Origin of the sequence: Faecousia intestinalis (assembly GCF_040096185.1) — a bacterium.
In the GTDB taxonomy this organism is placed as follows: Bacteria; Bacillota; Clostridia; order Oscillospirales; family Oscillospiraceae; genus JAZOXB01.
In genome coordinates, this window is record NZ_JBBMFF010000254.1 from 26,991 (window position 1) to 53,698 (window position 26,708).

Sequence of the window (26,708 nt, forward strand, 5' to 3'; positions counted from 1 at the left end):
GTTCGTCCTCCAATATTGTTTCGATATGATCGTTAATCGCTCTTTACCGGCGCATAGTTCCGCGGGCCAAAAATGGCCGTGCCGATGCGCACCATGGTGCTGCCGCAGGCAATGGCGTCCTCGAAATCGTCCGTCATTCCCATCGACAAAAAATCCATAAAAATATTATCGTATTTTTGGGCTGTTATGTCAACAGCAATTCTGCGAATTTTTTGAAAATATCTGCAATTATCGCCCTTTTTCCTGCCGATCGGCGGCACCGTCATCAATCCGCGCACGCGAACGGCGGGATAATCTGCCATTTCTTCCACGATCCGGGGGAATTCCTTCAGCAGGAAGCCGGACTTCTGCTTCTCGCCGCCGGCGTTGACCTCCAGCAGGATATCCTGCACGATGCCGCGCTTGGCGGCCTCGGCATTGATATCCGCAAGCAGCTCGCGGCGGTCCACGGACTCGATCACATCGACCTGCCCGACGACCTGCCGGACCTTATTGCGCTGCAGCGCGCCGATGAAGTGCACCGGAGCGCCGTCATAGGCATGCTCGTCCAGCTTTTTGACCAGCTCCTGCACGCGGTTCTCGCCGCAGCAGTCCACCCCGGCCGCAATGGCCTCGCGCACGGCGGCGCTGTCGTTCATTTTTGTTGCGGCGCACAGGCGGATGTCCGCCGGGTCGCGCCCGGCAGCCCGGGCGGCAGCCGCGATCCGGCTGCGGATCTGCGCCACGTTTTCCGTGATCATGCTCATGCTTCCATCACCTTTCCGTCCTCGATGTCATCCGAGGTCAGGATAATATCGTCGCCCGGCCAGAGGTTTCCCGTGCTGGACTGATCCAGCTCGACAACGTAGCCGTCTCCGTACGCATAAAGGATCTCCACCGGCTTCCAGCGGGCGCGCGCGCCCTCGAGCACATAGACGCCCGCCTGCCCATCGACCATATAGAGCGCCTGCTTCGGCACGCGCAGGCCGGTATAAGAGGAGAAAATGATATCCGCGCTCTGGCGGCGCAGGGCCGTGACCTCCTGCGGCTCGCGCTCGCAGGACAGCACGATGGTACAAACGCCGTCCTCCGCCTCGCTGATGGCCTCGACCTGCATTCTGATCTGGGAGAGCTTTTCCAGTCCGAAGCTGACGGTCAGCGTCTCGCCCGCGGCAGTCTGCTCCGCGCGCGCCTCCGGGATCTCGGCTGCAAAATACCACTTCTGGCCCGTGATGAGCCTGCCGACGGCATTGCCCGGAACGGCAGAGGCATGCTGCGCAGCGGCGCGCAGCTCGCTCGGTTTCATCTGCAGCACGCTCTCCGGCGTGAGCACGCGCTCAAGGCCGTCCGTCTGCTCGGAAAAATAGCCGGCGCTCTCGACCGTCACGGCCTCGGCGCTCTGCTCCGTCTCGGCGGAGAGCGCGGAGATCTGCGACTCGAGCTCGGCGATGCGGCCCTCCATGCGCGCGGCGTCGTCCGCCGTCACGCTGCGGCGCAGCACGAGCGGCTGCAGCTCGGACATCACATCGTCGGCCTCCGTCAGATCACGGCGGGCCGTCAGTGCAGCCAGCTCGCCGAGGGCCTTTTCGATGGCGTCGTCCGTCTGGGTCGTGTCCTCCCCTGCCGTGCCGGAGGCCGCATAGCGCAGCTGCGAAAGCTGTTCCTGCAGGGCCGTGAGCCTGTCGCGCTTTTCGCGCGCCGCAGAGGTCTGATAGCCGTCTGCCACGCACTGCCCGCTGCCGACGCGCTCGCCCTCGGTCAGGGCGCAGACCACAACGGGCTGTGAGGCCGTGATGATCTCCTCCTCACGCACCACAAAGCCGGAAACGGTCTGCCCGTCGCCGGCTTCGCAGCGCACGGCAGTCTCGAGGGTGTAGCTGCTCCCGCCGCTGCCGAAAAGGACCGACAGCACGAGATAGGCCACCACGATGCCTGCCAATACGATGGATACGATTTTTAGGTAAAGGTCTCCCTGCTTTTTCATCTGGGTACTCCTGTCCGGCCGGGGCACTCGGCCCGCGGCCCGCGGGAGCAGGGTCTTCAGGTACGAACGGGCTGCGCCGGGACAAGCGTGGAGATGGCGTGCTTGTAGATCATCTGCTGCTTGCCGTCCGAGCTGAGCACAACGACGAAGTTGTCAAAGCCCGTCACGATGCCCTTGAGCTGGAAGCCGTTCATGAGGAACATGGTCACGGCCGTGTGCTCGCGGCGCACCTCGTTTAAGATCAGATCCTGCAAATTTTCCGTGTTTGCCATATGTGGTACTCCTTTTCTTTGTTTTCCGGCTCAGCCGGTGTTGGAATACCACGATTGTATCAGATTCCGCTGTCGAAATCGGCCGCTTTTTGCAGGGCCGCGCGGAAAATCTCGTCTGCGCCCGCAGAGGCATCGAGCCACTGCACGGCGGGATTGGCGCGGAACCACGTCATCTGGCGCTTGGCATAGCGCCGCGTGGCCTGCTGGATGGTCCCGAGCGCCGCCTCCGGCGGCAGGCCCTCCTCCAGCGCCTGCACGACCTGCTTATAGCCGATGGCCTGCAGGCTCGTCGCCCGGTCCGGCACGCCGCTGTCAAGCAACGCGCGGACCTCCTGCGCAAGTCCCTGCGCATACATCAGCTCCACGCGCAGATCGATGCGGGCATAGAGCTGCGCGCGCTCCGGGAAGTGCAGGCCGAGCCACAGCGGCCGGTAGCGCGGCGGGATCGCCCGGCTCTCCCGGTCGAAGTCCGTCATGGTCCTGCCGGTCTCCTGCCAGATCTCCAGCGCGCGGACGATGCGCTTTACGTCCGAGACGGACAGCCGCGCCGCCCGCTCGGGGTCCACGGCGCGCAGCTCGTCCAGAAGCGGCTGTGCGCCCTCCTCGGCCGCGCGGCGCTCCAGGGCCTCGCGCCTGCCGGTCTGCGGCAGCGGCGCAAACTGCCGCCCCGCGATGAGAGAATCGATATAAAGCCCCGTGCCGCCGACCAGAATGACGGGCTTCCCGCGTGACAGGATGTCCTGCACGCAGGCATCCGCCTCCTGCACATAGCGGCTGACGGAGTAATTCTCCGCCGGGTCGGCCACGTCGAGCATGTGGTGCGGCACGCCGCAGCGCTCCTCGGGCGTGGGCTTTGCCGTGCCGATATCCATGCGGCGGTAGACCTGCATGGAGTCGAACGAAACGATCTCACCGCCGAGCGCCTGCGCCAGCCGGACGGACAGGGCCGTCTTGCCGGAGGCCGTCGGGCCGACGATGCAGATCATATTGTCTCGCTGCTCCATGGTCAGGCCCTCTTGAACTGCCGCTCAAGCTGCGAAGCCGTCAGCTCCAGACAGATGGGACGGCCGTGCGGGCAGTATTTCAGGTCATTGCGCGTCAGCACCTCGTGCACCACAGCCTCCCACTCCTTTGGGTCGGTGTGCCAGCCGCCCTTGATGGCGGCCTTGCAGGCGATGGTGTGCAGCAGGCGGTCGCGCAGCTCCGTCGGGTCGGCGTGCCGCCCGGTCAGAAGCTCGGCCGCCAGCGCGGTCAGACTCTGCGCGGCGTCGTCCGGCGCGATCTCCGTGGGGATCTGGCGGATGGCGAGCACGCCGTCGCCGTAATCCGAGATCTCATAGCCGTACTGCGCCAGCAGCTCGGCATTTTCCAGCAGCACGGCCGCCTCCTCGCGCTCCGGCTCGCACAGCACAGGCGTGAGCAGCAGCTGCGGCATCACAGGTTCCGTGTCGGCGCGGAGCTTTTCAAACAGGATGCGCTCGTGCGCGGCATGCTTATCAATGAGGAGCAGACTCCCTGCCTGCTCAACGAGGATGTAGGTGTTCAGCGCCTCGCCGATGATGCGGTAATCCGGTACCTTGGGCAGCGGGAGCTCCTGCTGCGTCTCTTCCGTCTGCTTTGGCTCCGGCCGGGCCGGCTCCTCGCGCTTTACCGGCGGCTCACCGTGCTTCCCGGGCGTCTGCCGCTCGGGCTGCGGAGGCGGCATCTGTACGGGCGCTTCCCGCTGCTGCACCGGCGCAGCAGGCTGCGGAGCCGGACAGGGCGGTTCGGGGCGAGTCACAGGCTGCACCGGCTTCGGCGAGGCAAGCGCCGCACCGTCGCGGCGCTCCGTCAGCGAGCCGATCTGCTCGAGCACCGTGCGGGAGGCCGCCGGGCGCGGGCCGTCCTGCAGGGCGGCCGCTGCGGCGCGGTATTCCGCCGCCGACATGGTGCGGAAGGCAGAATTTCCGTCGTTCTGCGGCTTCAGCTTCATCTGCACGCGGCCGGAGGCCTGCTCCAGTGCGCCGAGCACGCCGTAATGCACGCAGTCGAACACCTCCTGCTCGCGCAGGAAGCGCACCTCCGTCTTCGCGGGGTGCACATTGACGTCCACAAGATGCTCCGGCAGGTGCAGATGCAGCACGCAGGCCGGGAAACGACCCTGCAGGAGCTGATTGCGGTAGGCCTGCTCGAGCGCGGCCGTCATGAGCTTGGAGCGGACATGCCGCCCGTTGACAAAAAAGATCTGGCTGCCCCGCGTGCCGCGCGTCGCGGCCGGGCGGGTCACAAAGCCCGTGACGGAGAGCTTGTCCCAGCTCCCGTCCACCGGGGTCATCTCCTGCGCGGTCTGGCGGCCCATGACGGCATAGATCGCGCTGAGGAGCTTGCCGTCGCCGGGCGTGGAGAGCTGCTCCTGCCCGTCGCGCAGCACGCGCACGGCGACCTCCGGATGAGCCAGCGCAAGGCGCTGCACCGTGCTGAGCACGGCGGAGGCCTCCACGGAGTCTCGCTTCATGAACTTCATGCGCGCAGGTGTATTGTAAAACAGGTCGCGCACGAGCATGGTCGTGCCGTTCGGGCAGCCCGCCTCGCCGCGCTCCGTCACAACGCCCGCCTCGAGATGCAGACTCGTGCCGAAGGGCGCGTCCGCCGTCTTCGTCAGCACGTCGATGCGCGAGACGGAGGAAATGGCCGCCAGCGCCTCGCCGCGGAAGCCGAGCGTGTGGATGGCCTCCAGATCGGCCGCCTCATGGAGCTTGCTCGTGGCATGGCGCAGGAAGGCCGTCTCCACATCCTCTGCCGCCATGCCGCAGCCGTCGTCCGTCACGCGCAGGAACGTCATGCCCCCGTCGCGCAGCTCGACTGTGACCTTATGGGCCCCGGCGTCGATGGCGTTTTCGACCAGCTCCTTTGCGGCGCTGGCCGGGCGCTCCACGACCTCGCCAGCGGCGATCAGGTCGGCGACATGGGGAGAAAGCTGTTGGATCTTTGGCATAACTACCTCACAGGAACGCTTGCATCAGCGAGCGCAGAAGGCTCGCGAGCACAGATTGGAAATTGATGAACATATGCAGGAAAATACAGGCCCAGATGTTGCCCGTCTTCTGATAGACCCAGCACAGCGAGAAGCTCGCCGGGAGATAGAGGCTCAGGCACAGGATCGTATTGGCCGCAGTCATGGAGCCAAGGAATTGGAACACATGCATCCCCGCAAACAGGAACATGGACAGCGCATAGGCAGCCGGGAGGCATCTGCGCGCCAGCGGCGCAAACAACACGCCGCGGAACAGGCACTCCTCCGCCAGCGGCGCGAGCACGACGGTGCAGAGCGTCATGGCCAGCGGGTAACCGCCGAGCAGGGAGTTGACGGCCTCCTGATTATAGTTCTCCGGCATGATATCCAATACCGTATAGGCCGTCGTCAGCACAAGGTTCGCGCCATAGCACATGCCAAAGCCGATCAGCACGCTCAGAAGCATTTTCCCCTCGAATTCCCGAAGTGACTGCCAAAGCGTGCGGCGGAAGATCAGGAGCATGACGGCAAAATTCACGGTCATATAGAGCAGATTCGCAAAAAAGTAATTGCGCGGCTCCGTCAGCGGAAAGCCGAGTGCCGGAAAGTAGGTAAGGATCGCAAAATTCAAAAAAAAGAGAAAAACAGGCAGATACAGTGCGCCGAGGATCCATTCGCGCGGCTCGGGCGCCCGGATCCCGCTGCGGCGGGGAAACATCCAGCTCATCCGGCATTCTCTCCTTTCCGTCAGAGCATTTTCTTCAGCTCGAACAGGGCGTTCATGGCCTCGATCGGCGTCATGGTCTCGATCGCAAGCGATTCGAGCTTCCGCCGCAGGGCGTCGTTCTCCATGCTCGTGATGGAGATCTGGTCGTCCGCCGCCACGCGCACCGTGCGCACGGGCGCGCCGCTCTCAAGCGCCCGCAGCAGCTCCCGCGCGCGGGAGACGACTTTATCCGGCAGGCCCGCCAGCCGCGCGACCTCGACGCCGTAGGAATCGTCGGCCGCACCGGGGACGATCTTGCGCAGGAACACGATGTCCGCGCCGCGCTTGCGCACGGCAATGTTGTAGTTCCGCACGCCCTCGATCTCCTGCTCGATGTCCGTCAGCTCATGATAGTGCGTGGCAAAGAGCGTCTTTGCGCCGATGCGCTTTTTGTCGGCGGCATATTCGAGAACGGCGCGGGCAATGGCCATGCCGTCAAATGTCGACGTACCGCGTCCGATCTCATCGAGGATGAGCAGGCTGTGCGACGTCGCGTGCTTCAGGATCTCCGCGACCTCCGTCATCTCCACCATGAACGTGGACTGGCCGGAGGCCAGATCGTCCGAGGCGCCGATGCGTGTGAAGATGCGGTCCACCACGCCGATGCGCGCCGTGCGCGCCGGGACGAAGCAGCCCATCTGCGCCATCAGCACGATGAGAGCAACCTGCCGCATATAGGTCGATTTACCGGCCATATTTGGGCCGGTCAGAATGGCAACGCGGTTCGCGCCGCAGTCGAGCGCCGTGTCGTTCGGGACGAACAGCGCATCCTTGAGCACCTGCTCCACGACGGGATGGCGGCCGTCCGTGATGTGCAGCTCGCCGGAGAGGTCGATCTCCGGGCGGCAGTAATTCTGCCGGGCGGCCAGCGCCGCAAAATTCGTCAGCACGTCCAGCGCGGCCACGGCGCGCGCCGTGCGCTGGATGCGGGCGGACTGGTCGGCCAGATGCTGGCGCACCTGTGAGAACAGCTCGTATTCCAGCGCCGTGATGCGGTCCTTTGCCGTCAGGATCGTGCGCTCGAGCTCCTTGAGCTCCGGCGTGATATAGCGTTCGCCCGTTGTGAGCGTCTGCTTGCGGATGTAGGTCTCCGGGACCTGGGCCGTCTGGCCCTTTGAGACCTCGATATAATAGCCGAACACGCGGTTGTAGCCGACGCGCAGGGTCTTGATGCCGGTCTTCTCGCGCTCCTCGGCTTCGATGCGAGCCAGCGTTCCCTTGCCGCCCGAGACGATGTCACGCAGCTGGTCCAGTTCTTCGCTGTAGCCGTCGCGGATCATGCCGCCCTCGCGCACGGAAAACGGGGGCTCGTCCACAATGGCGTTCCGAATTTCGTCCCGCAGGTCGGAAAGGTCGTCCAATTCGTCCAGCAGCACGCCGAACAGCGAGGCATGCAGCCCGCCGATGGCAGCGCGCAGCTCCGGCAGCGGCTCACAGCCGTTTCCGAGCGAAACCAGGTCGCGGCAGTTCGCCGCGCCTGTGACGATGCGGGCCGTCACGCGCTCATAGTCCGAGACATCCTGCAGCATGTGCACAAGCTCGTCGCGGCCGATGCTGTTTTTCGTCAGCTCCTCCACGGCGTCGAGGCGCGCGTTGATGCGCTTCGGGCTGAGCAGCGGCTTTTCCAGCCAGCTGCGCAGCATGCGGCTGCCCATGGCCGTTTTGGTATGGTCCAGCACCCACAGGAGGCTGCCGCGCTTTTCCCCCGCGCGCATGGTCTCCGTCAGCTCCAGATTGCGCCGGGCACTGAGATCCAGCTCCATAAAGCGGCCGCTGACATAGAATTCCAGCTCCCGCACATGGGAAAGGCCTGTTTTCTGCAGCTCACAGAGCGTCCGCAGCAGTGCGCCCGCACTGCGCCAGACCTCTGGCCGCTCCGTGAGGCCAAGCTCATCGAGCGGCCTGCCGAACTGTTTTTCCACAAGCTGTGCCGTCTCCTGCGGAGCAAACAGCTCGACCGCGCCAAGATCGGCGCAGCAGCTCAGCCGCTCCTGCAGTGTGCGGGTCAGCTCCTCGCTTTTGGCCGCGTCGCCGCCACGCAGCACCTCGGCCGGGGCAAAGCGCCCCAGCTCGGAGATGACGCGCTCCATGGCCTCTGCACCCTCGGCCTGCGTGGCATAAAACGCGCCGGTCGAAATATCGCAGAAGCTCAGGCCGTAGCGCCCGCCCTCGCCGAAGACGCAGGCAAAATAATTGTTGCGGCTCTCGTCGAGCATGGAGCTTTCGATGACCGTTCCCGGCGTGACGATACGGGTGATATCCCGCTTGACAAGGCCCTTGGCCAGCGCAGGGTCCTCCATCTGCTCACAGATGGCGACCTTGTAGCCGCGCGCGACGAGCCTTGCGATATAGCTCTCTGCCGAGTGATACGGCACGCCGCACATGGGGACCTGCTCGGACTTCTCCTTGCCGCGGTCCCGCGTTGTGAGCGTCAGGTCAAGCTCATGGGAAGCAAGCTTGGCATCGTCGGCAAACATTTCATAAAAATCGCCCAGACGGAAAAACAGGATGCAGTCCGGGTGCCGTTCCTTGATCTCCAGATACTGCCGCATCATCGGCGTCAGTTCAGCCATACTTCTTCTCCTTCTGTCGTGCCGTCAGGCGAGCTCGCCCGTCAGGCTCCACGTCGTGCTGCCCGTGATGCGCACATCGCGGAACTGGCCGATGAGCCCGTCGCCGCCAGACAGGCGCACGAGGCGGCCGCCGTCCGTGCGGGCCGTGAGCAGGTCGCCGTCGCGTCCGTCGATGAGCACGCGGAACGTCCGGCCGATATAGGCACGGTGCTTTTCCTCCGAAATGCGGTTCTGCAGGGCGACGAGGCGGTCGAAGCGGCGGTTTTTCTCCTCCTTCGGCGTGGGATCTGGCATGGAGGCCGCGGGCGTGCCGCCGCGCGGCGAGAAAATAAACGTAAACAGCGCGTCATAGCGCACGCGCCCGATCAGGCGCAGCGTGTCCTCAAATTCCTCCTCCGTCTCGCCGGGGAAGCCGACGATGACATCGGACGTGAGCACGAGCTCCGGCATGAGGCTGCGGCCGTAATCCACGAGCTCGAGATACTGCGCGCTCGTATAGCGGCGGTTCATGGCGTGGAGCACACGGTCGTTTCCGGACTGGAACGGCAGATGGAACTGCTTGCAGATCTTCGGATAGGCCGCGATGGTGTCAAACAGCTTATGACTGGCATCCTTGGGATGGGACGTCATAAAGCGCAGGCGGAAATCGCCCGGCAGGCTCGCGATCTGCGCCATGAGGTCGGCGAAATCCACGCCGAGGCCGAGGTCCTTGCCGTAGGAATTGACGTTCTGGCCGAGCAGCGTGATCTCCTTATAGCCCTGCGCGATCAGCGCGCGGCACTCCTGCAGGATGTCCTCCGGCTGGCGGGAGCGCTCTCGGCCGCGCACATAGGGCACGATGCAGTACGAGCAGAAATTGTTGCAGCCGTACATGACGGAGACCCACGCCTTGAGCTTATTCTCGCGCACGACGGGCAGGCCCTCGGCAATGGCTCCGGCAGAATCCTCCACGGAGAACACGCGCTTGCCTGTCGTCAGCACGCCGAGCAGCAGCTGCGGCAGCTCCCACAGGTGGTGTGTGGAGAACACGCCGTCCACATAGGGATAGGACTTGCGCACGCGCTCGACCACGGCGGGCTGGCCCATCATACAGCCGCACAGGAAGATCTTCTGCCGCGGGTGGCGGCGGCGGGTATGCACGAGCGCGCCGACGTTGCCGAACACGCGCTGCTCGGCGTGCTCGCGGATGGCGCAGGTATTGAAGATGACGAGGTCCGCGCCCTCAGGGCCGTCCGTCAGGCCGTAGCCGCAGTGCTCGAGCATGCCGCGGATCTGCTCGGAATCCGCCTCGTTCTGCTGGCAGCCGTAGGTCTCCACAAAGGCCACAGGCGTGATTCCCTGCGCCTGCCAGTATTCGCGCACCCGTCCGCAGAAGCCCTCCTGCCGCTGCAGAGCCTCGGGAGAGATCACAGTCGTTTTCTTTTCCAAAAGAGGAGTTCCTCCCAATTCATGAGATTCTTATTCAGTTTAGTATTTTATCATTCTTTCCGCCCCATTGCAAGTGGGGATTCCCCGGAAGCATCCCACTTTCGTTTTTATCTTGCCCCATTCGGAAAAGTATGATATGATACTCCAGAGGTGATATCCATGGAAGAAAATCAGAAGGACATGCCCGCCGTACAGGAGACGCCGGAGGCGCCGCAGTCCGAATTTGTGCCCAGCCCGAAGTGGAAGCGCGTGCTGGCGTGGGTGCTGTTTGCCATCGTCGTGCTCGGCATCGCCAGCTGGCTGCTGAATATCGCCGTGCCGGAATGGCCGGAGAAGCTCTTTGGTTATACTCGGGGTTGATCCCGGCTATGCGACGACCGGCTTCGGCCTCATCCGGGCGGAGCGCGGGACCTATGCCCTGCTGCGCTACGGCACGGTCACGACCCCGGCGGGGCTGCCGTTCCCGCAGCGGCTGAACATTCTGTTTGAGGACATGACGCAGCTGCTGGAGGTCACGAAGCCCGAGGCCGTCGCCGTGGAGGAGCTATTCTGGGGGCACAATATCACGACCGGCATCGGCGTTTCGCACGGACGCGGCGTCATCCTGCTCGCCATCGAGCGGGCGGGCGTGCCGCTGTTTGAATACACGCCCATGCAGGTCAAGCAGGCCGTCGTCGGCTACGGCAAGGCGGAGAAGCATCAGGTCATGGATATGACGCGCCGCCTGCTCCGGCTGGACCGCATGCCCCGGCCGGACGATGCGGCCGATGCCATCGCCATCGCGCTGTGCCATGCGCGCTCGTCCACGTCGCAGCTGGCACGGCTCATGGGAGGAAAACCGTAATGTTTTATTATTTCAACGGTGAGGTCACGCTTCTCGAGAGCAATCTGGCCGTCATCGACTGCGGCGGTGTCGGCTACGCCTGCCGGACGTCGTCCTATACGCTCTCGCGCCTGCATGTGGGCGAGCGCGCGAGGCTCTATACCTACTGCAGCATCCGCGAGGATGCGTTCGATATCTACGGCTTCAGCACGCGCGAGGAGCTGCGGAATTTTGAGCTGCTGCTCGGCGTGACCGGCGTCGGCGCGAAGGCCGCGCTGGCCATTCTGTCGTCCACCACGCCGGACCGCTTTGCGCTTGCCATCTTCTCGCAGGATGAGAAGGCCCTGACGGCCGCGCCGGGCGTCGGCAAAAAGCTGGCCCAGCGCATCCTGTTGGAGCTGAAGGACAAGCTCGGTGGCGCCGCACCGGCAGAGGGCGGCATTTCGCTCCCGGCCGGGGATGTGCCCGCCGCCTCCGGCAGCGCGCTGGCGCTGGCGCAGGCCGCACTGGCCGAGCTCGGTTACCGCCCGCAGGAGATCACGGCGGCGCTGCGCAGCTTTGAGCCCGAGGGCATGAAGACGGAAGAGATCGTGCGGCAGTGCCTGCGCGCCATGGTGATGAGGTAAGAACATGAGCATCGATTTTTCACAGGACTACGAGGCCCCGCTCGTAACAACGAGCTTCACGCCCGCAGACGAGTCCGAATTCTCGCTGCGGCCGAAGCGCCTGACGGAATATAACGGGCAGGAGAAGGTCAAGGAAAACCTGTCTGTTTACATTGAGGCCGCACGCCGCCGCAACGAGCCACTCGACCATGTGCTGCTCTACGGTCCTCCCGGCCTCGGCAAGACGACGCTTGCCGGCGTTATCGCCAACGAAATGGGCGTGCATATCCGCGTGACGTCCGGCCCCGCCATCGAAAAGGCGGGCGATCTGGCCGCGCTGCTGACGAACCTCTCCGAGGGCGACATTCTCTTTATTGATGAAATTCACCGCCTGAACACCGCCGTGGAGGAGATCCTCTACCCCGCCATGGAGGATTTTGCCATCGACATCATCGTCGGCAAGGGGCCATCGGCCAACTCCATCCGGCTCGATCTGCCGCGTTTCACGCTCATCGGCGCCACAACGCGCGCCGGGCAGCTCTCCGCCCCGCTGCGCGACCGCTTCGGCGTGTCGTTCCGGCTGGAGCTGTATACGCCGGAGGAGCTGTGCCGCATCATCACGCGCTCTGCCGCCCTCATGGGCATGCGCATCGACGCGGACGGCGCAATGGAGCTGGCCTCCCGCAGCCGCGGCACGCCGCGCATCGCCAACCGCATGCTCCGCCGCGTGCGCGACTTCGCCCAGCTGTATTACGACGGCGTCATCACCCGCGAGGCGGCCGACCACGCGCTCGGCAAGCTTGAGGTCGACAAGCTCGGGCTCGACGCGACGGATCGCCGCATGCTCACGGCCATCATCCGCTACTATAACGGCGGCCCCGTCGGCCTGGAGACGCTCGCGGCGACCATCGGCGAGGAGGCCGTCACGCTGGAGGACGTCTACGAGCCCTATCTGATGCAGATCGGCTTCCTGACACGCACGCCCCGCGGGCGTTGTGTTACGCAGCTTGCCTACGACCACCTCCATCTGCAAAATAACAATGCAGAGCAATTGACTCTTTGAACGGAAATTTTGAGGCTTTTCGTCGAAATCGCACAATTGTTTTTTTCTAACAAAATATTTTTTCATCCACTATTGACAAAGGGCGGAAAGATGCTTATAATAGGCACTGTCCACGGGATATAGATTTCCGGGGATGCGCCGCCTGCTTTGGCGGCACGTATCAACCGACCCTGTATCAGGAAAACCAGCAATTTTGATGGACGAAGCGTCAGGGCAATTTTTTTCAAGAGAGGTTACCAACATGTACGAAGACAAGACTTTAGTTTGCAAGGAATGCGGCGCCGAATTCGTGTTCACCGCCGGTGAGCAGGAGTTCTACGCGGAGAGAGGCTTCCAGAATGAGCCCCAGCGCTGCAAGGCCTGCCGTGACGCTCGCAAGAATGCTGCCCGCAGCCCGAGAGAGTACTTCACTGCTGTCTGCGCCAACTGCGGCGGCGAAGCTCGTGTTCCCTTCGAGCCGAAGACCGATCGCCCGGTCTACTGCAGCGAGTGCTTCGCGAAGATGCGCGAGAACGGCTGATCTTACCGCAAGCCACGACCGGCGTCCCGTTGGGGCGCCGGTTTTTCACGCTTCCCTGTCCGCGAGTCGTGGACAGCTCTTGTCTGCGGCAAAGTCGGTTTTGCAGAGCAGAACGCCGGACTTGCGTTTTTCCGCGCCGTGTGGTATGCTCTGCCTGTCAAAATTGCAAAAATTGGATTTTGCGTCATCATTCTGCATTTTTTCCGCCATATCGGGCGGTGAAGCATAAGAGGGAGTCAAGGCGATTCCCTTCCCGGAGGAAACAGCAATGGACCGAAAGAAACAGATCGCCGCCCTGACGGACGACGAAGGAGAGCGCCTGCTGCTGGCACAGGCCTGTGAACGGCTGACAAGGGCGGAGCAGCGCGGCATTCCCGCCGCGACCGTGTTCCTGACGCCGCGGGAGCAGGCCCTGCTGCGGCAGCTCCTGCCGCAGTGCCGCTTTTGGGGCGGCACGCCGGACGCGGAGCGAGCCGTGGCCTACTGGCTGCCGGAATACGAAGACGAGGACGACTACCGGGAAAACGGGCCGGTCGCCTGCCTGCGCGCCGCATTTTTTGAGGAAAATGCCGTCGGACACCGCGACATGCTCGGCGCGCTCATGGGCTGCGGCATCCGCCGCGAGGCCGTCGGCGACCTGTGCCTGCAGCCGCGTCAATGCGACCTGTTCGTCACGGCGGAGCTTGCACCGTATCTCCTCGACAACCTGACCTCCGCCGGGCGGGCCCACCTGACGCTCACGCGCATCGCCCCCTCGCAGGCAGATCGTCCGCCGCAGGCCCTGCAGGAGCTGCGCGTGACGGTCTCCTCGCCCCGGCTGGACAGCGTGATCTCCGCCGCATTCCATCTGAGCCGTGGCAGCGCGGCCGATGCCGTCGCGGCCGGGCGGGTCAATCTCAACGACCTGCCCTGCCTGAAGCCCGACCGCGCCGTGCAGGAAAACGACACCGTCTCCGTGCGCGGGCTCGGCAAGCTGCGCGTGCTCGCCCTCGGCGGGCTGACAAAGAAGGGCCGCCTCGCCCTGACACTCGGCAAATATCTATAAAGAAGCACTCGGCAGCGATGCTGCCGAGTGCTAATTTTCGCTAATTTTCGCTTATTTTTCGATCAGGAGCTCCGCGACCTGAATGGTATTCGTCGCAGCGCCCTTGCGGATCTGATCGCCGCAGCACCAGAGCGTCAGGCCGTTGTCGTCAGTCAGGTCCGGACGGATGCGGCCGACATAGACAAGGTCCTGATCGGACGTGTCGAGCGGCATGGGATACTCGTGGTTGCCGAGGTCGTCGACCAGACGGCAGCCCGGCGCAGCGGCAATGGCATGGCGTGCCTCGCGGACGGACACGGGCTTGTCAAAGCGCAGTGTGACGGAAATGGAGTGGCTGCGCACGACCGGTACACGGACACAGGTACACGTTACGCGCAGGTCCGGCAGGTGCATGATCTTGCGGCCCTCGTTCTGCATCTTCATTTCCTCGCTCGTATAGCCCTCGTACTGCTCGCCGCCGATCTGCGGGATGAGGTTATAGGCGATCTGGTGCGAGAAGACCTTCGGCTGCACGGGCTTGCCGGTGCGCAGTGCCTCGACCTCCTCGGCCAGCTCCACGGGGCCGCCCGCGCCTGCGCCGGAAACAGCCTGATACGTCGAGGCGACCATGGAGCGGATCGGGCTGATGGCGTTGAGCGCGTTCACGGCCGTGACCGTGATGATCGTCGAGCAGTTTGCGCTGGCGATGATGCCGTGGTGCAGCTTCACATCCTCCGGGTTGACCTCCGGGATGACGAGCGGCACATCGTCGTCCATGCGGTAGGCGGACGAGTTGTCCACAAACACCGCGCCCGCGCGCACGACCTCCGGCGCATAGAGGCGGGCGATGTCGCTCTCGGCGGCGCCGAGCACGATATCAAGGCCGCGGAAGTTCTCCTCCGACGGCTCCTGGATCATGACGGGGCGGCCGTTCCACTCCACGACCTTGCCCGCGCTGCGGCTGCTGGCAAACAAGCGCAGCTCCGAGATCGGGAACTGACGCTCCGCAAGGATCTTCATCATTTCGCGGCCGACCGCACCGGTCGCACCGAGAATACCGACTTTATACAATTTCATGGTAATAACCCCCCAGGCGCTTATTTGACAAACGCATTATATAGTACGCGGATCGCATCCGCATAGTCCTTGTTATCGACACCCAGAATGATGGCCTGCTCGTCCGGTCCCTGCGAGATCATGCGGATGTTGATGCCGGCCTTGCCGAGCGCGGCGAAGATCTTGCCGGACGTGCCGACGCGGAAGGCCATCTTGCGGCCGACGACGGCGATGACGGCAATGTGATCGTTGATCTGGATGCTGTCCGGGCGGATCTCGCTGCGCAGCTCGTCGAGCAGGCTGTACTGGTTCGGCGTGAGCGCCTCCGTCGGCATGGCAAGCGAAATGCAGTCGATGCCGCTCGGCGTGTGCGCCACAGGAATGCTGTTGTTCTCAAAGACCTCCAGAATGGCGCGCAGCGTGCCCACGGCGCCGGAAAGGCCCTTTTTCGACACGGTGACGATGGAAAAATCGCACTTTCCCGCAATGCCGGTCACAAAGCGCTCCGGGTTCGGGGCCTCGACAAAGCTCTCCGTGATGAGCGTGCCGGGATGGTCCGGCTCGTTCGTATTGCGGATGTTGAGCGGGATATTCTTCTCGCGCACCGGGAAGATCGTCATTTCATGCAGCACCTGCGCGCCGCTGTAGGAAAGCTGGCGCAGCTCGCTGTAGGTCGCGCGCTCGATGGAGCGCGGATGATCGACAATACGGGGATCGGCCATGAGAATGCCGGAGACATCCGTCCAGTTTTCATAGACATCCGCATCCAGCGCCGCCGCGGCCAGCGCGCCCGTGATATCCGAGCCGCCGCGCGTGAGCGTGCGGAGCTTACCGTCCGGCATCAGGCCATAGAAGCCCGGAATGACGACGCACTTGTCCCTGGCCAGCGCGCGCAGCGCGGCATAGGATTTCTCCTGATCGATGGTGCCGTCATAGTGGAAGAACAGCCACTGCGCGGCGTCCACGAACGTAAAGCCGAGGTAATCGGCCATAAGCAGGGCGGAAAGGTACTCGCCGCGCGAGACGAGCTCATCGCGGGAAATGCCCTGCTCCATCTGACTGCGCAGGCGGTCGAGCACGCCCTCGAGATCGACCCGCAGGCCAAGCTCGCGGTGGATGTCGCCGTAGCGCTCGCGGATCATCTGATAAATGCCGTCGCACGACACACCGTACTGCAGGTGCGCATAGCACAGATACAGCAGATCGGTGATCTTATTGTCGCCCGCGCTGCGCTTGCCCGCCGCCGAAACGACCACCACGCGCCGCGAGGGATCAGACCGGATGATATCCCGGATCTTTTGATACTGACCGGCGTCCGCCATGGACGACCCGCCGAATTTTGCAACCTTCAGCATGGCTTTCCCCCATCCTTAACGGAGCGACGCCAGGAAGCCGCCGGTTTCCGTCAGTTTTCTCTCTCTGGCCCAGGCGTGGATCTCCGAGACCGCCACGGGCGTTGTTATTATACCGCAGTCGAGCATTTTGTCAATACGCGTTTGCAGCCAGCGGTCCATGCCGTTGACGCGGACATAATACGGCCGCATGATGCTGCTGTTGTCCACGCGCGCCGGGCGGAGCTTGTCCGTGTAGAAGCGCGTCAGGCCGTTGCGGATATCGAGGCAGTCCTGCATGACGTTGTAGGCCGTTGGGAAGCGCCCCGCGCCCTGCCCATAGAAGCTCTGCTTGCCGATGTGCATGCCCGTGATGGAGATCAGGTTGAAATTCTCCGGGACGGCAGCCTCGTGCATGCCCTGCGGCATCATCGCAGGCTCGAGATAGCAGGCCACATCACCGCTGTCCAGCAGGCGGGCGCTTGCCATCAGCTTGACGACGCGATGCATTTTCCGCGCCGCGCCGATATCGCAGGCACGGACGCCCGCGATGCCGAACGTCGTGACCTCCGGCTCCTGCACGACGCAGCCAAAGGCGACGTTCGTGGAGATGACAAGCTTGCGCCGCGCATCCGCGCCGTTCAGGTCCTCCGTTGGGTCGACCTCGGCGTAGCCGAGAGCCTGCGCCTGACGCAGGGCATCTTCGAATTTCAGCCCGGACGTCGTCATGGTGTCGAGGATATAATTCGTCGTTCCGTTCATGATCCCGCTGACGCGGAGCACCGGTTCCATATCGAGCGTGCTCTCCAGATTCGTCAGCCAGCGGATGCCGCCGCCGACGGCCGCGGAGCAGCGCAGCGCGACATGATTCTCCCTGGCAAGCTGCACCAGCTCGCCATAACGCTCCGACATAAGCTGCTTGTTCGCCGTGACGACGTTCTTGCCCGCACGCAGCGCGGCGCACATATACTCATAGGCAGGCTGACGGCCACCCATGACCTCGATGGCGGTATCCACCGTCGGATCCGAGACGATCCGGCTGAAATCCGATGTGACCGGGCAGTTCAGATCCGGACGGGGCCTGCGGCTGAGCACATAGGCGATCTCCATATCCGTGCGCTCCTGCACGAATTCGTAAACGCCGCCGCCCACCGTACCGCAGCCCAGCAGTGCGATGCGCATCGGTCTGTCCTCTCTCCACAACATGAAATCGCTCTCCTTCCGCATCCGGCGTTCAAAAAAAGAAGGCAGGGCGGCCTGCAGCAGCTGCTGCTCCGGCGCCTGCCGCACACAGCCCCGCCGCACGGCGCAGGCAAGCGTGACGTTCTCCAGCCGCTCCGTACGCGGCACAGTACAGTCATGAAACTTCCGGAAAAAGCTCTTGCATTTTTCTGCTTTGCAGTATATCATAGCTTTTGCGAAAACGCAAGAATTTCATTGAAATTCCGATTGAGGGAGGCAGTCTCATGCACTTCTGGAAATATTGCGGCGCCGGAAACGACTTTGTGATCCTCGAGAACTTCGACGGCTCCATCGCGCCGGAGCGCTATGCCGCACTGGCCGCGACACTGTGCCGGGAACATTTTTCCGTCGGCGCAGACGGGCTGATGGTGCTCGAGCCGCCCGCGCAGGGCGGCGACTGCCGCATGCGCTTTTATAACCGCGACGGCTCCACGGCCGAGATGTGCGGCAACGGCGCGCGCTGCCTCTGCCGCCACTGCCACGACCGCGGCCTTGCATCAGGGCCGGTGCAGCGCATCGAAACGCCCGCCGGGCTTGTCACGGGCAGGCGCATCGCAGCCGACCGCTACCGCATCCGCCTGAACCGCCCGAGCGTCGTTCGCCTGCACGTTGAGGCGGAGGGCGTGCGCTGCGCCTATCTGGAGCTGGGCGAGCCTGGCATCCCGCACGCCGTTGTGCTGACGGAGCTGGACCGTCCGCGCGCCGAGCTGCGTGAGCTGGCCGCGCGCCTGCGCAGCAGCCCCGCCTTCCCGCGCGGGGCCAACGTCAACCTCTGTGCCGTGACCGGGGAAAACCGGGTCCGCCTGCTGACGTTCGAGCGCGGCGTCGAGGACTTCACGCTCGCCTGCGGCACCGGAACGGGCGCGACCGTCGCGGCCCTGGCCCGGCTCGGCCTTGTCAGCGGCGGCGGCACGCAGGTGCAGACGGACGGCGGCCTGCTCAGCGTCGATCTGGACGGCGAGGACATCGATCTCACCGGCCCGGCCGAGCTGACCTTCACCGGCGATCTTCCCGAGCTTCCCGCCTGAACCCCATTTGACAACGCCGCCCACACGCGGTATAATAAGATCAATCATTATAAAAGGAGCGATCCACCATGAACGAGATCTTCCGTTTCCATCACGAGGATGGCGAGCATACGCATCCGCACGAGCACGGCCATTCCCACAGCCACGAGGGCTGCGACCCGCACGACTGTGCCGCCTGCGGCTCCTGTGACCCTATGCAGGAGACCGTTGCCCTGCTGCAGTATATGGTCAACCACAACGCCGCCCATGCAAACGAGCTGGCGCAGCTTGGCCGGAAGCTCACGGAGCTTGGCAACCGCGAGGCCGGTGAGCAGGTGCTTGCCGCCGTTTCCGAGTTTGAAAAGGGCAATCTGCGCCTGTCCGCCGTGCTCGCTTCTCTGAAATAAAGGAGGGACTGCATATGTGCCTGTCCACTGTCTACAAAAACACCGTCACGCCCGAGACCGTCGCCATGAAGAACGTCATGAAGATCGAGTGCCAGGGCGATATGGTCATCCTGACCGACCTGATGGAGCGCCAGATGGCCATCCACGGCGAGCTGGTGATGGCAAACCTCGTAGAAGGCGTTGCCGTCGTGCGTGAGGCCGCCTGATCGATCATTTTCGCGCAGAAACATTCAAAAATCGCTTCGGCCCATTTCCGACCGAAGCGATTTTTTTGCGGCGCGCTCCTCAGGGCTGAAAGATCCCGAGCGGCGGGGCCGCGAACGTAAACAGAACGAGCGCCGCGCCATAGAGCATGACGGCCAGCAGCGAAGCGCCCGTCAGCCTGCGCGCAGGCCCGCTGCGGCTGAGCCGCGCGGCAAGCAGGAAGCCGCCCGCCATGGCCAGGACATACAGCGTCAGGTCGACGGCAAGCCCCTGCACGCCGAGCGCGCGCAGGCCGTAATAGAGCGCCAGCAGGAAGACCGGCTGCAGCACGATGGCCGGGAAAAAGCCTGCCCAGACGGCAATGCGCCGCGGCCCGCGCGCCAGCACGAGCGCCGCGGCAAGCATGGGCCAGTACAGCAGCTTCAGGTGCTCCCAGACGCTCTCGTTCACCGGTGAAATGAGGGCGAACAGCGGATTCGGCAGCGCCTGCCACAGGAAATGCAGCCCCGCGCCCGCCAGGATCGCGCCGAGCGCCGTCAGGAGCCAATGTCGTTTCATTTCATCCCCTCCCCTGCCAGTCTATGCCGCGTTCCTTGTGATTCTGCACAAAATATTGTCCTGTTTTTCTACTTCGTTTTTGCGACATTCACGTTTTCTTAACAGAAATCGCCGGGTAAATATGATATAATGAGGATGTCAAGACGCGTGCGCCTGCGCGCGGAAAACTGTTTCAAAGAAGGAGATGCCTTTTGAATCTGCTGTTCTTTCTGACCCCGAAGGCGACCTGCTGCTATCTCTATGCCGACTACACGCTCCGGCAGGCCATGGAGCGCATGGAGCACTCCGGCTACTCGGCCCTGCCGATCCTGACCCGTGAGGGTACTTATTGCGGCACGCTGACCGAGGGCGACCTGCTCTGGGCAACGAAGAAGCTCTGCTGTATGGACTTCCGCGATACGGAGGAGCACAGCATCATGGAGATCGCCCACCGGCGCGACAATCTGCCGGTCTCCGTCTCCACGGATATGCAGGACCTGCTCGTAAAGGCAACGGATCAGAACTTTGTCCCCGTCGTGGATGACAAGGGGGACTTTATCGGGATCGTCACCCGCCGCGCCATCATGCGCTATTTTCTGGAGCAGATGCGCGTTCCCGTCGGCGCAGCCGCGGAAAATTGAATTCCATAATAAAACCATAACAAAAACGTCCTGCACGGCTGCGCCGTGCAGGACGTTTTTCTTGTCAGGCCGTCGAGAATTCCGTCCAGCCGAAGGTTTCGGAGGGAAGGATAGTGTGAAAGGAAACCGTCAGGGTTTCCTTTCGCGTCAAATAACCCGCCGCAGCGGCAGAATTGCAAAATCATGCTGCAAAATTTGATTTTTGCAATTCTGAAAGCAGCTTGGCAGAAAAGTCCGAAGGAACTTTTGGGCCAAGCTGCTGCACGGCATGGCCGTGCAGGACTTTTCTATTACACCTCGAACATGAGGTCGCCGTAGGTCGGCACCGGCCAGATGTCCTTGTCGACGATCAGCTCCAGACGATCGATCGGATCGCGCAGGTCCTGCATGGCGGGCATGATCATATCGTGGCAGAACACCGCCATATCATGCACATTGTCCATGCGGCCGAGCTGCTCGACCAGTCCCTCGAGATGATGCTCGGCGGAGGCGGCCTTCGTCAGCAGCTCGCTCGTCTGGCACAGCAGCGTCTCCTGCACGCCGGTCGGCGCGGCCGGGCAGGCCGTGTGGACCTTGCAGACGGAGTCGGCCAGCCGCGTGCAGTTGCGGACGACGGCGGGGATATAGTGCTTGCCCGCCATGTGCAGCATGGTGCGCGCCTCGATGGAGATGACCTTCGTGTAGGTCTCATACATGATCTCACTGCGGGACTCCAGCTCCGCGCGGGTGAACACGCCGAACTTGCCAAACAGCTGCACGGCCTTATCCGTCGTCAGGCTGGGCACGGAGGAGACCATGCTCGGCAGATTCGGCAGGCCACGGCGCGCTGCCTCGGCGATCCAATCGGCGCTGTAGCCGTTGCCGTTGAAGATGACGCGGCTGTGCTTGCGCAGGTTCTCGGCGATGACGCGGTTGGCGTCCGCCGTAAAGTCCGTGCTGCCCTCCAGCTCGTCTGCCGCCTCGCAGAAGGCCTCGGCGACGATGGTATTGAGCACGGTGTTCGCCGTGGCGATGCAGTCGGACGAGCCGACCATGCGGAATTCGAACTTGTTGCCGGTGAAGGCAAACGGTGAGGTACGGTTGCGGTCCGTGGCATCCTTGTTGAGGACGGGCAGCGTCGAAACGCCGGTATCGAGCTGGCCGCCCGCGATGCAGCCCGCGGCCGTGCCGTTCTTCACGATCTGCTCCACAACATCCTCGAGCTGATTGCCGAGGAAAATGGAGACAATGGCGGGAGGCGCCTCGTTCGCGCCGAGGCGGTGGTCATTGCCGACGCAGGCTGTGGACATGCGCAGGAGGTCCGCATGGCGGTCGACGGCCTTGATGATGCACGAGAGCACCAGCAGGAACTGCAGGTTGTCGTTCGGCGTCTTGCCGGGGTCGAGCAGGTTCTCGCCGAGGTCGCTCGTGATGGACCAGTTGTTATGCTTGCCGGAGCCGTTGACACCGGCGAAGGGCTTCTCGTGCAGCAGGCACACAAGACCGTGCTGTGTGGCGACGCGCTTCATCGTCTCCATCATGAGCTGGTTCTGGTCGACGGCGACGTTGCAGGTGCAATAGATCGGCGCGCACTCGTGCTGGGCCGGGGCGACCTCGTTGTGCTGGGTCGTCGCGGTGATGCCCATCTTCCAGAGCTCCTTGTTCAGATCCTTCATGAACGCGCCGACGCGCTCCCGGATGACGCCGAAATACTGATCGTCCAGCTCCTGCCCCTTGGGTGCAGGCGCACCGAACAGGGTGCGGCCGGTATAGATGAGGTCGCGGCGCTTGAGATACTTTTCACGGTCTACAATAAAATACTCCTGCTCCGCGCCGACGGACGGGATCACACGCTCGGCCTGCGTGTTGCCGAACAGGTGCAGAATGCGGACGGCCTGCTGGCTCAGCGCCTGCATGGAACGCAGCAGCGGGGTCTTGTTATCGAGCGCCTCGCCGGAATAGGCCACAAAGACCGTCGGGATGCACAGGATCGTACCGCAGGCCATTTCCTTCACGAAGGCCGGGGACGTCATGTCCCAAGCCGTGTAGCCGCGGGCATAATGTGTGGAGCGCAGACCGCCGGAGGGGAAGGAGGACGCATCCGGCTCGCCCATGATGAGCTGCTTGCCCGTCAGGTTCAGGATCTCCTTGCCGTTCTCGTCCGGCGCGGAGAGAAACGAATCGTGCTTCTCCGCCGTGACGCCCGTGAGCGGCTGGAACCAGTGGGTGTAGTGCGTGGCGCCCTTCTCAATGGCCCATTCCATCATGGCCTTGGCCACGACATCCGCCGAGGCCATGGAGATCTGACCGCCGTGCTCGACCACGCTCATGACCTCCGCATAGACCTTCTTCGGCAGACGCTCCTGCATGACGGCTCTGCTGAATACATTTTCCCCAAAATATTCGGATACCTTCATTGGAATTCCTCCCTGTCTGATTCTTGCCGCAGCCTGTAGCCGCTCACAAATTACCGTCTCAGTGTAACGAAATCCGGCCGGAATTGCAAGTGTTTTTGCAGCGGCAGGCACGATTTCAGAGGCGTGCCCAAACGCGGCAGTTATTTGCCGTCAAGATTTGGACATTTTCCCATGAATTTTATCATTTTCTCCAACGGATTTTTCAATATAAACTTTTTCGCATGCAGGAGCGGCGGAATTTTCCTGCATAAATTGCATTCTGCTCTCCATACTACCGGCAGGAGTGTGAAGCCATGCTGATCTCTTTTCTCCGCACCGTCGTACTATATCTGCTGCTCATCGTGACCGTCCGCCTGATGGGCAAGCGGCAGATCGGCGAGATGGAGCCTGCGGAATTCGTTGTGACCATGCTGTTGGCCAATTTGGCAGCCATCCCCATGCAGGACAGCGCCATTCCCCTGCTGTCCGGTCTGGTGCCGATCCTCGTCATTCTCGGGCTGGAGCTGATTCTGGCCGCCGTTTCGCTGCGTTCCATCCGGATGCGCCGCCTGCTGTGCGGCAAGCCCGTCATTCTCATGCAGGACGGGAAAATTCTCGAGCGGAACCTGCAGCGCACGCGCGTGAACCTCGACGAGCTGACCATGCATCTGCGGGAGAAGGGCATTTTCGACCTCAGCACCGTGAAATTCGCCATTCTGGAGACGAACGGCCAGCTCTCGACCCTGCTGTATGCCAAGGAGCAGCCCGCTTCGGCGCGTGACGCGGGCATCCGCGTGCGGGAGACGGAGCTGCCCGTCACGATCATATCTGCCGGGCGCATTCTGGCGGAAAATCTGCATCTGGCAGGGCGGGACGGCGGCTGGCTCGAGGCGGAGCTGAAGCGGCGGAGCCTCACAGCGGAGCAGGTGCTCCTGCTGACAGTCGATGCCGCGGGGACGGTCTATCTTGTGCGGAAGGAGGACTTGGCATGAAGCTGTGCTGGCTTGGCTGCGGTATTCTGGCCGCGCTGCTGGCGCTGTCGCTTCTGTGCGGCCTGCTCACGCAGTGCAGCACACGGGACGCCGCCGCCGCGCTCGAACTGGCGCTCGACGCGCTAGACCGGGACGAGACGGCGCAGGCCGTGGAGGCAAGCGCGCAGGCCCGGCAGCACTGGCAGCGCCATCGCCGCTTTCTCTGCGCCGTGCTGAGCCACGACGAGCTCGACGGCATTGAGCAGGGCTTTGCGGAGCTGCGGGCCTATTCCGCCGTGGGCGACGCAGCGGAGCTGCGCAGCCGCTGCGAGGTCCTTCTGCTGCAGCTGCAGCACATCGCGCAGCTGGACGCGCCGTATGCCGAGAACTTTCTCACCTGCCCGGTGCGGATTTAGGCAGGCTTGTCATTCCGAGGAGCGAAGCGACGTGGGAATCTCTGGCAAACGATCTCGAATTCGCCGAAGTCCACCGAAACTTCGGTCCGGTTCTGCAAAATTGTACCCCAAGGGTGCTTCCTCGCGCTGCGCCCCCAGCAGGGGCCATGCAATAACGCGCCCGACTTTTTCCCATGCGGGGGTTGACCAATATGCATGCAAGGCTGTATAATAGGCGCAGGACGGACCCGTGCGGTCCGACGGGAGGCTAATTATGCTTACGCAAACACTCGATCAGCAATATCTTGCCCACACCTATAACCGTTTTCCGCTGGAGATCGTCGGCGGTAAGGGCTCGCTCCTCCGCGGCGCGGACGGGCGGGAGTACATCGACCTCGGCAGCGGCATCGGCGTGAATATCTTCGGCATGGACGACGACGAATGGCGCAATGCCGTTACGGCGCAGCTCGGCCGCTTCCAGCACGTCTCCAATCTCTACTACTCCGAACCGGCCGCGAAGCTCGCGCAGATGCTCTGCGAGCGAACCGGCCTGAAGCGGGTCTTTTTCTCGAACTCCGGCGCGGAATCCAACGAATGCGCCATCAAGGCCGCCCGCAAATGGGCCGCCGAACACAAGGGCCCGGAATACTGCAGCATCATCACCCTGCGCGGCAGCTTCCACGGCCGCACGCTCGGCACGCTGGCCGCGACGGGGCAGGATGTGTTCCACCGCGACTATCAGCCGCTGCCCGGCGGCTTCCTCTACGCGCAGCCCGGCGAATGTGAAGCCCTCGAGCGCCTTGCCGCAGAGCACCCCTGCGCCGCGATCCTCTTTGAGGCCGTGCAGGGCGAGGGCGGCGTGCGCCCCATCGGGCAGGAATTCGCCTCCTGCCTGCAGGAGGTCTGCCGCAAGCATGACCTGCTGCTCATGGCAGACGAGGTCCAGCTCGGCAACGGCCGCAGCGGCAGCCTCTACGGCTATATGAACTACGGTCTGCAGCCCGACGTCGTCTCCACGGCAAAGGGCATCGGCGGCGGTCTGCCCCTCGGCGTGACCATGTTCGGCGAGCGCGTGGCAGACGTCTTCCACCCCGGCGACCACGGCACGACGTTCGGCGGCAACCCCGTCTGCTGCGCAGGCGCAGTGAACATCCTCAGCCGCATCGACGACAGGCTGCTCGAAGGCGTGCGCGAGCGCTCGGACTATCTCCGCCGCACGCTGCAGGCCGCGCCCGGCATCCGCAGCGTCACCGGTATGGGCCTGATGCTCGGTCTGGAGATCGATATCCCCGCCCGCGAATTTGCGGAGCGCGCACTGCGCGAAGGCGTGCTCGTCACGACCGCCAAGCAGAAGATCCGTCTTCTGCCCGCGCTGAATATCCCCATGGAGCTGTTGAAAACTGCCGCCCAGGCACTGGTGCACTGCGCGGCTGAATAAGGAGGTACCCCATGAATCTAAACGGTAAAAGCTTTCTGACCCTGCTGGACTTCACCCCCGACGAGATCACCGGTCTGCTCGACCTCGCCGCCGCCCTGAAGGCCAAAAAGAAGGCCGGCGTCCCGCACGACACGCTCCGCGGGAAGAACATCGCGCTGATCTTTGAGAAGACCTCGACCCGCACGCGCTGCTCCTTTGAGGTGGCCGCGCACGACCTCGGCATGCACGTTACTTATCTCGACCCGACCGGCTCCCAGATCGGCAAAAAGGAATCCATTGCCGACACGGCCCGCGTGCTCGGCCGCCTGTATGACGGCATCGAATACCGCGGCTTCGGTCAGAGCATCGTGGAGGAGCTGGCAAAATACGCCGGCGTCCCCGTCTGGAACGGCCTGACGAACGAATTCCACCCCACGCAGATCTTGGCGGATATGCTGACGATCCGCGAGCACTTCGGCAGCCTGAAGGGCCGCAAGCTCGTGTTCCTCGGCGACTGCCGCTACAATATGGCAAACTCCCTGATGATCGGCTGCGCCAAGCTCGGCATGCACTTCGTGGCCAGCGGCCCGGAGGGCTACTTCCCCGATCCCGCGCTCATCGCCCGCTGCGAGGCCATTGCCGCCGAGACCGGCGCAACGCTGGCCTTTGAGACGGACCCGGCAAAAGCCGTCGCCGGTGCGGACGTGCTCTACACTGACGTCTGGGTCTCCATGGGCGAGCCGATGGAAGCCTGGGCCGAGCGTCTGGAGAAGATGCTCCCCTATCAGGTCAATCAGAAGCTCATGGACGCCGCCGGAGAAAAGGCCCTGTTCATGCACTGCCTGCCCGCGTTCCACGACCTCAACACCGGCATTGGCCGCCAGATCGGCGAGCAGTTCCATCTTGAGGCGCTGGAGGTGACGGACGAGGTCTTTGAGGGCCCGCGCTCCATCGTCTTCGACGAGGCCGAGAACCGCATGCACACCATCAAGGCCGTCCTCGCTGCCACGCTGGCTAACTAATCCTGATTCCTGATTAAAACATTTCATCAGGAATCCCGTGTGCTACGCACACTCGCATCGTGCTGACGCACGCT

General features: G+C 63.3%; 27 protein-coding genes. 14 read left to right on the plus strand and 13 right to left on the minus strand.

Annotated elements, in window-relative coordinates; translation table 11 throughout:
• Positions 1–32 precede the first annotated feature (32 nt).
• Genes WMO66_RS12140 through miaB form a run of 8 tightly spaced genes read right to left on the minus strand, consistent with a single transcriptional unit; the run spans position 33 to position 9,994 of the window.
• Positions 33–746 (minus strand): YggS family pyridoxal phosphate-dependent enzyme, encoded by a 714-nt coding sequence (locus tag WMO66_RS12140; protein WP_349136685.1) that lies wholly within the window; start codon positions 744–746, stop codon positions 33–35.
• On the minus strand, positions 743–1,963 hold the full coding sequence (locus WMO66_RS12145; protein ID WP_349136686.1) for a biotin/lipoyl attachment domain-containing protein: 1,221 nt from the start codon (positions 1,961–1,963) through the stop codon (positions 743–745). The genes WMO66_RS12140 and WMO66_RS12145 overlap by 4 nt, the downstream gene beginning before the upstream one ends.
• Positions 1,964–2,019: 56 nt before the next feature.
• Positions 2,020–2,235, minus strand: coding sequence for an RNA chaperone Hfq (gene hfq, locus WMO66_RS12150; RefSeq protein WP_349136687.1), 216 nt, complete (start codon positions 2,233–2,235; stop codon positions 2,020–2,022).
• Positions 2,236–2,294: 59 nt separating this feature from the next.
• A complete protein-coding gene (miaA, locus tag WMO66_RS12155) occupies positions 2,295–3,239 on the minus strand; it encodes a tRNA (adenosine(37)-N6)-dimethylallyltransferase MiaA (protein WP_349136688.1) in 945 nt (314 codons plus the stop codon).
• 2 nt (positions 3,240–3,241) lie between these two features.
• Positions 3,242–5,209: a DNA mismatch repair endonuclease MutL gene (gene mutL / locus WMO66_RS12160; protein ID WP_349136689.1), complete on the minus strand. Its 1,968-nt coding sequence runs from the start codon at positions 5,207–5,209 to the stop codon at positions 3,242–3,244.
• Positions 5,210–5,216: 7 nt separating this feature from the next.
• Positions 5,217–5,954, minus strand: coding sequence for a CPBP family intramembrane glutamic endopeptidase (locus WMO66_RS12165; RefSeq protein ID WP_349136690.1), 738 nt, complete (start codon positions 5,952–5,954; stop codon positions 5,217–5,219).
• Between the two features lie 20 nt (positions 5,955–5,974).
• On the minus strand, positions 5,975–8,566 hold the full coding sequence (gene mutS, locus WMO66_RS12170) for a DNA mismatch repair protein MutS (RefSeq protein ID WP_349136691.1): 2,592 nt from the start codon (positions 8,564–8,566) through the stop codon (positions 5,975–5,977).
• Between the two features lie 24 nt (positions 8,567–8,590).
• Complete coding sequence (gene miaB, locus WMO66_RS12175) at positions 8,591–9,994, minus strand: tRNA (N6-isopentenyl adenosine(37)-C2)-methylthiotransferase MiaB (protein WP_349136692.1); 1,404 nt, start codon at positions 9,992–9,994, stop codon at positions 8,591–8,593.
• A gap of 159 nt (positions 9,995–10,153) precedes the next feature.
• On the opposite strand from miaB, the gene WMO66_RS12180 reads away from it, so the two are divergent.
• The 6 genes from WMO66_RS12180 to WMO66_RS12205 all read left to right on the plus strand — a co-directional run bounded on the left by WMO66_RS12180 (position 10,154) and on the right by WMO66_RS12205 (position 14,050).
• Positions 10,154–10,354 (plus strand): hypothetical protein, encoded by a 201-nt coding sequence (locus WMO66_RS12180; RefSeq protein ID WP_349136693.1) that lies wholly within the window; start codon positions 10,154–10,156, stop codon positions 10,352–10,354.
• Positions 10,335–10,838: a crossover junction endodeoxyribonuclease RuvC gene (gene ruvC, locus WMO66_RS12185; protein ID WP_349136694.1), complete on the plus strand. Its 504-nt coding sequence runs from the start codon at positions 10,335–10,337 to the stop codon at positions 10,836–10,838. The genes WMO66_RS12180 and ruvC overlap by 20 nt, the downstream gene beginning before the upstream one ends.
• Positions 10,838–11,443 (plus strand): Holliday junction branch migration protein RuvA, encoded by a 606-nt coding sequence (ruvA, locus tag WMO66_RS12190; protein ID WP_349136695.1) that lies wholly within the window; start codon positions 10,838–10,840, stop codon positions 11,441–11,443. The genes ruvC and ruvA overlap by 1 nt, the downstream gene beginning before the upstream one ends.
• Positions 11,444–11,447: 4 nt before the next feature.
• A complete protein-coding gene (ruvB, locus tag WMO66_RS12195; protein WP_349136696.1) occupies positions 11,448–12,485 on the plus strand; it encodes a Holliday junction branch migration DNA helicase RuvB in 1,038 nt (345 codons plus the stop codon).
• 241 nt (positions 12,486–12,726) lie between these two features.
• Positions 12,727–13,005: a zinc-ribbon domain containing protein gene (locus tag WMO66_RS12200; RefSeq protein WP_349136697.1), complete on the plus strand. Its 279-nt coding sequence runs from the start codon at positions 12,727–12,729 to the stop codon at positions 13,003–13,005.
• 268 nt (positions 13,006–13,273) lie between these two features.
• Positions 13,274–14,050: a YlmH family RNA-binding protein gene (locus WMO66_RS12205; protein ID WP_349136698.1), complete on the plus strand. Its 777-nt coding sequence runs from the start codon at positions 13,274–13,276 to the stop codon at positions 14,048–14,050.
• A 51-nt stretch (positions 14,051–14,101) separates the two neighbouring features.
• Here WMO66_RS12205 and WMO66_RS12210 read toward each other — a convergent pair whose 3' ends face one another.
• Genes WMO66_RS12210 through WMO66_RS12220 form a run of 3 tightly spaced genes read right to left on the minus strand, consistent with a single transcriptional unit; the run spans position 14,102 to position 17,622 of the window.
• Positions 14,102–15,106 carry an aspartate-semialdehyde dehydrogenase gene (locus WMO66_RS12210; RefSeq protein WP_349136699.1) on the minus strand — a complete coding sequence of 335 codons (1,005 nt, stop codon included), beginning with the start codon at positions 15,104–15,106 and terminating at the stop codon, positions 14,102–14,104.
• A gap of 20 nt (positions 15,107–15,126) precedes the next feature.
• Positions 15,127–16,440 carry an aspartate kinase gene (locus tag WMO66_RS12215; RefSeq protein ID WP_349136700.1) on the minus strand — a complete coding sequence of 438 codons (1,314 nt, stop codon included), beginning with the start codon at positions 16,438–16,440 and terminating at the stop codon, positions 15,127–15,129.
• Between the two features lie 15 nt (positions 16,441–16,455).
• Complete coding sequence (locus tag WMO66_RS12220) at positions 16,456–17,622, minus strand: homoserine dehydrogenase (protein WP_349136701.1); 1,167 nt, start codon at positions 17,620–17,622, stop codon at positions 16,456–16,458.
• A 260-nt stretch (positions 17,623–17,882) separates the two neighbouring features.
• On the opposite strand from WMO66_RS12220, the gene dapF reads away from it, so the two are divergent.
• The 3 genes from dapF to WMO66_RS12235 all read left to right on the plus strand — a co-directional run bounded on the left by dapF (position 17,883) and on the right by WMO66_RS12235 (position 19,278).
• Entirely contained in the window at positions 17,883–18,686 is an 804-nt protein-coding gene (dapF, locus tag WMO66_RS12225) for a diaminopimelate epimerase (protein ID WP_349136702.1), read from the plus strand.
• A gap of 68 nt (positions 18,687–18,754) precedes the next feature.
• The gene (locus WMO66_RS12230; protein WP_349136703.1) at positions 18,755–19,072 is read left to right on the plus strand and encodes a DUF8180 domain-containing protein; all 318 of its coding nucleotides are present in this window, start codon (positions 18,755–18,757) and stop codon (positions 19,070–19,072) included.
• Between the two features lie 14 nt (positions 19,073–19,086).
• Entirely contained in the window at positions 19,087–19,278 is a 192-nt protein-coding gene (locus tag WMO66_RS12235) for a CooT family nickel-binding protein (protein WP_349136704.1), read from the plus strand.
• Positions 19,279–19,357: 79 nt separating this feature from the next.
• Here the strand turns inward: WMO66_RS12235 and WMO66_RS12240 are convergent, their stop codons facing one another.
• A complete protein-coding gene (locus tag WMO66_RS12240) occupies positions 19,358–19,834 on the minus strand; it encodes a DUF6512 family protein (RefSeq protein ID WP_349136705.1) in 477 nt (158 codons plus the stop codon).
• Positions 19,835–20,025: 191 nt separating this feature from the next.
• On the opposite strand from WMO66_RS12240, the gene WMO66_RS12245 reads away from it, so the two are divergent.
• Entirely contained in the window at positions 20,026–20,454 is a 429-nt protein-coding gene (locus WMO66_RS12245; protein ID WP_349136706.1) for a CBS domain-containing protein, read from the plus strand.
• Positions 20,455–20,744: 290 nt separating this feature from the next.
• Here WMO66_RS12245 and WMO66_RS12250 read toward each other — a convergent pair whose 3' ends face one another.
• Positions 20,745–22,850 (minus strand): glutamine synthetase III family protein, encoded by a 2,106-nt coding sequence (locus WMO66_RS12250; RefSeq protein ID WP_349136707.1) that lies wholly within the window; start codon positions 22,848–22,850, stop codon positions 20,745–20,747.
• Positions 22,851–23,143: 293 nt separating this feature from the next.
• Here WMO66_RS12250 and WMO66_RS12255 point away from each other — a divergent pair, with 293 nt between their 5' ends.
• The 4 genes from WMO66_RS12255 to argF all read left to right on the plus strand — a co-directional run bounded on the left by WMO66_RS12255 (position 23,144) and on the right by argF (position 26,634).
• Positions 23,144–23,821, plus strand: coding sequence for a DUF421 domain-containing protein (locus WMO66_RS12255; protein WP_349136708.1), 678 nt, complete (start codon positions 23,144–23,146; stop codon positions 23,819–23,821).
• On the plus strand, positions 23,818–24,216 hold the full coding sequence (locus WMO66_RS12260) for a DUF4363 family protein (protein WP_349136709.1): 399 nt from the start codon (positions 23,818–23,820) through the stop codon (positions 24,214–24,216). The genes WMO66_RS12255 and WMO66_RS12260 overlap by 4 nt, the downstream gene beginning before the upstream one ends.
• 253 nt (positions 24,217–24,469) lie before the next feature.
• Positions 24,470–25,633 carry an aminotransferase class III-fold pyridoxal phosphate-dependent enzyme gene (locus WMO66_RS12265; RefSeq protein ID WP_349136710.1) on the plus strand — a complete coding sequence of 388 codons (1,164 nt, stop codon included), beginning with the start codon at positions 24,470–24,472 and terminating at the stop codon, positions 25,631–25,633.
• Positions 25,634–25,644: 11 nt separating this feature from the next.
• Entirely contained in the window at positions 25,645–26,634 is a 990-nt protein-coding gene (argF, locus tag WMO66_RS12270; protein ID WP_349136711.1) for an ornithine carbamoyltransferase, read from the plus strand.
• Positions 26,635–26,708 lie beyond the last annotated feature (74 nt).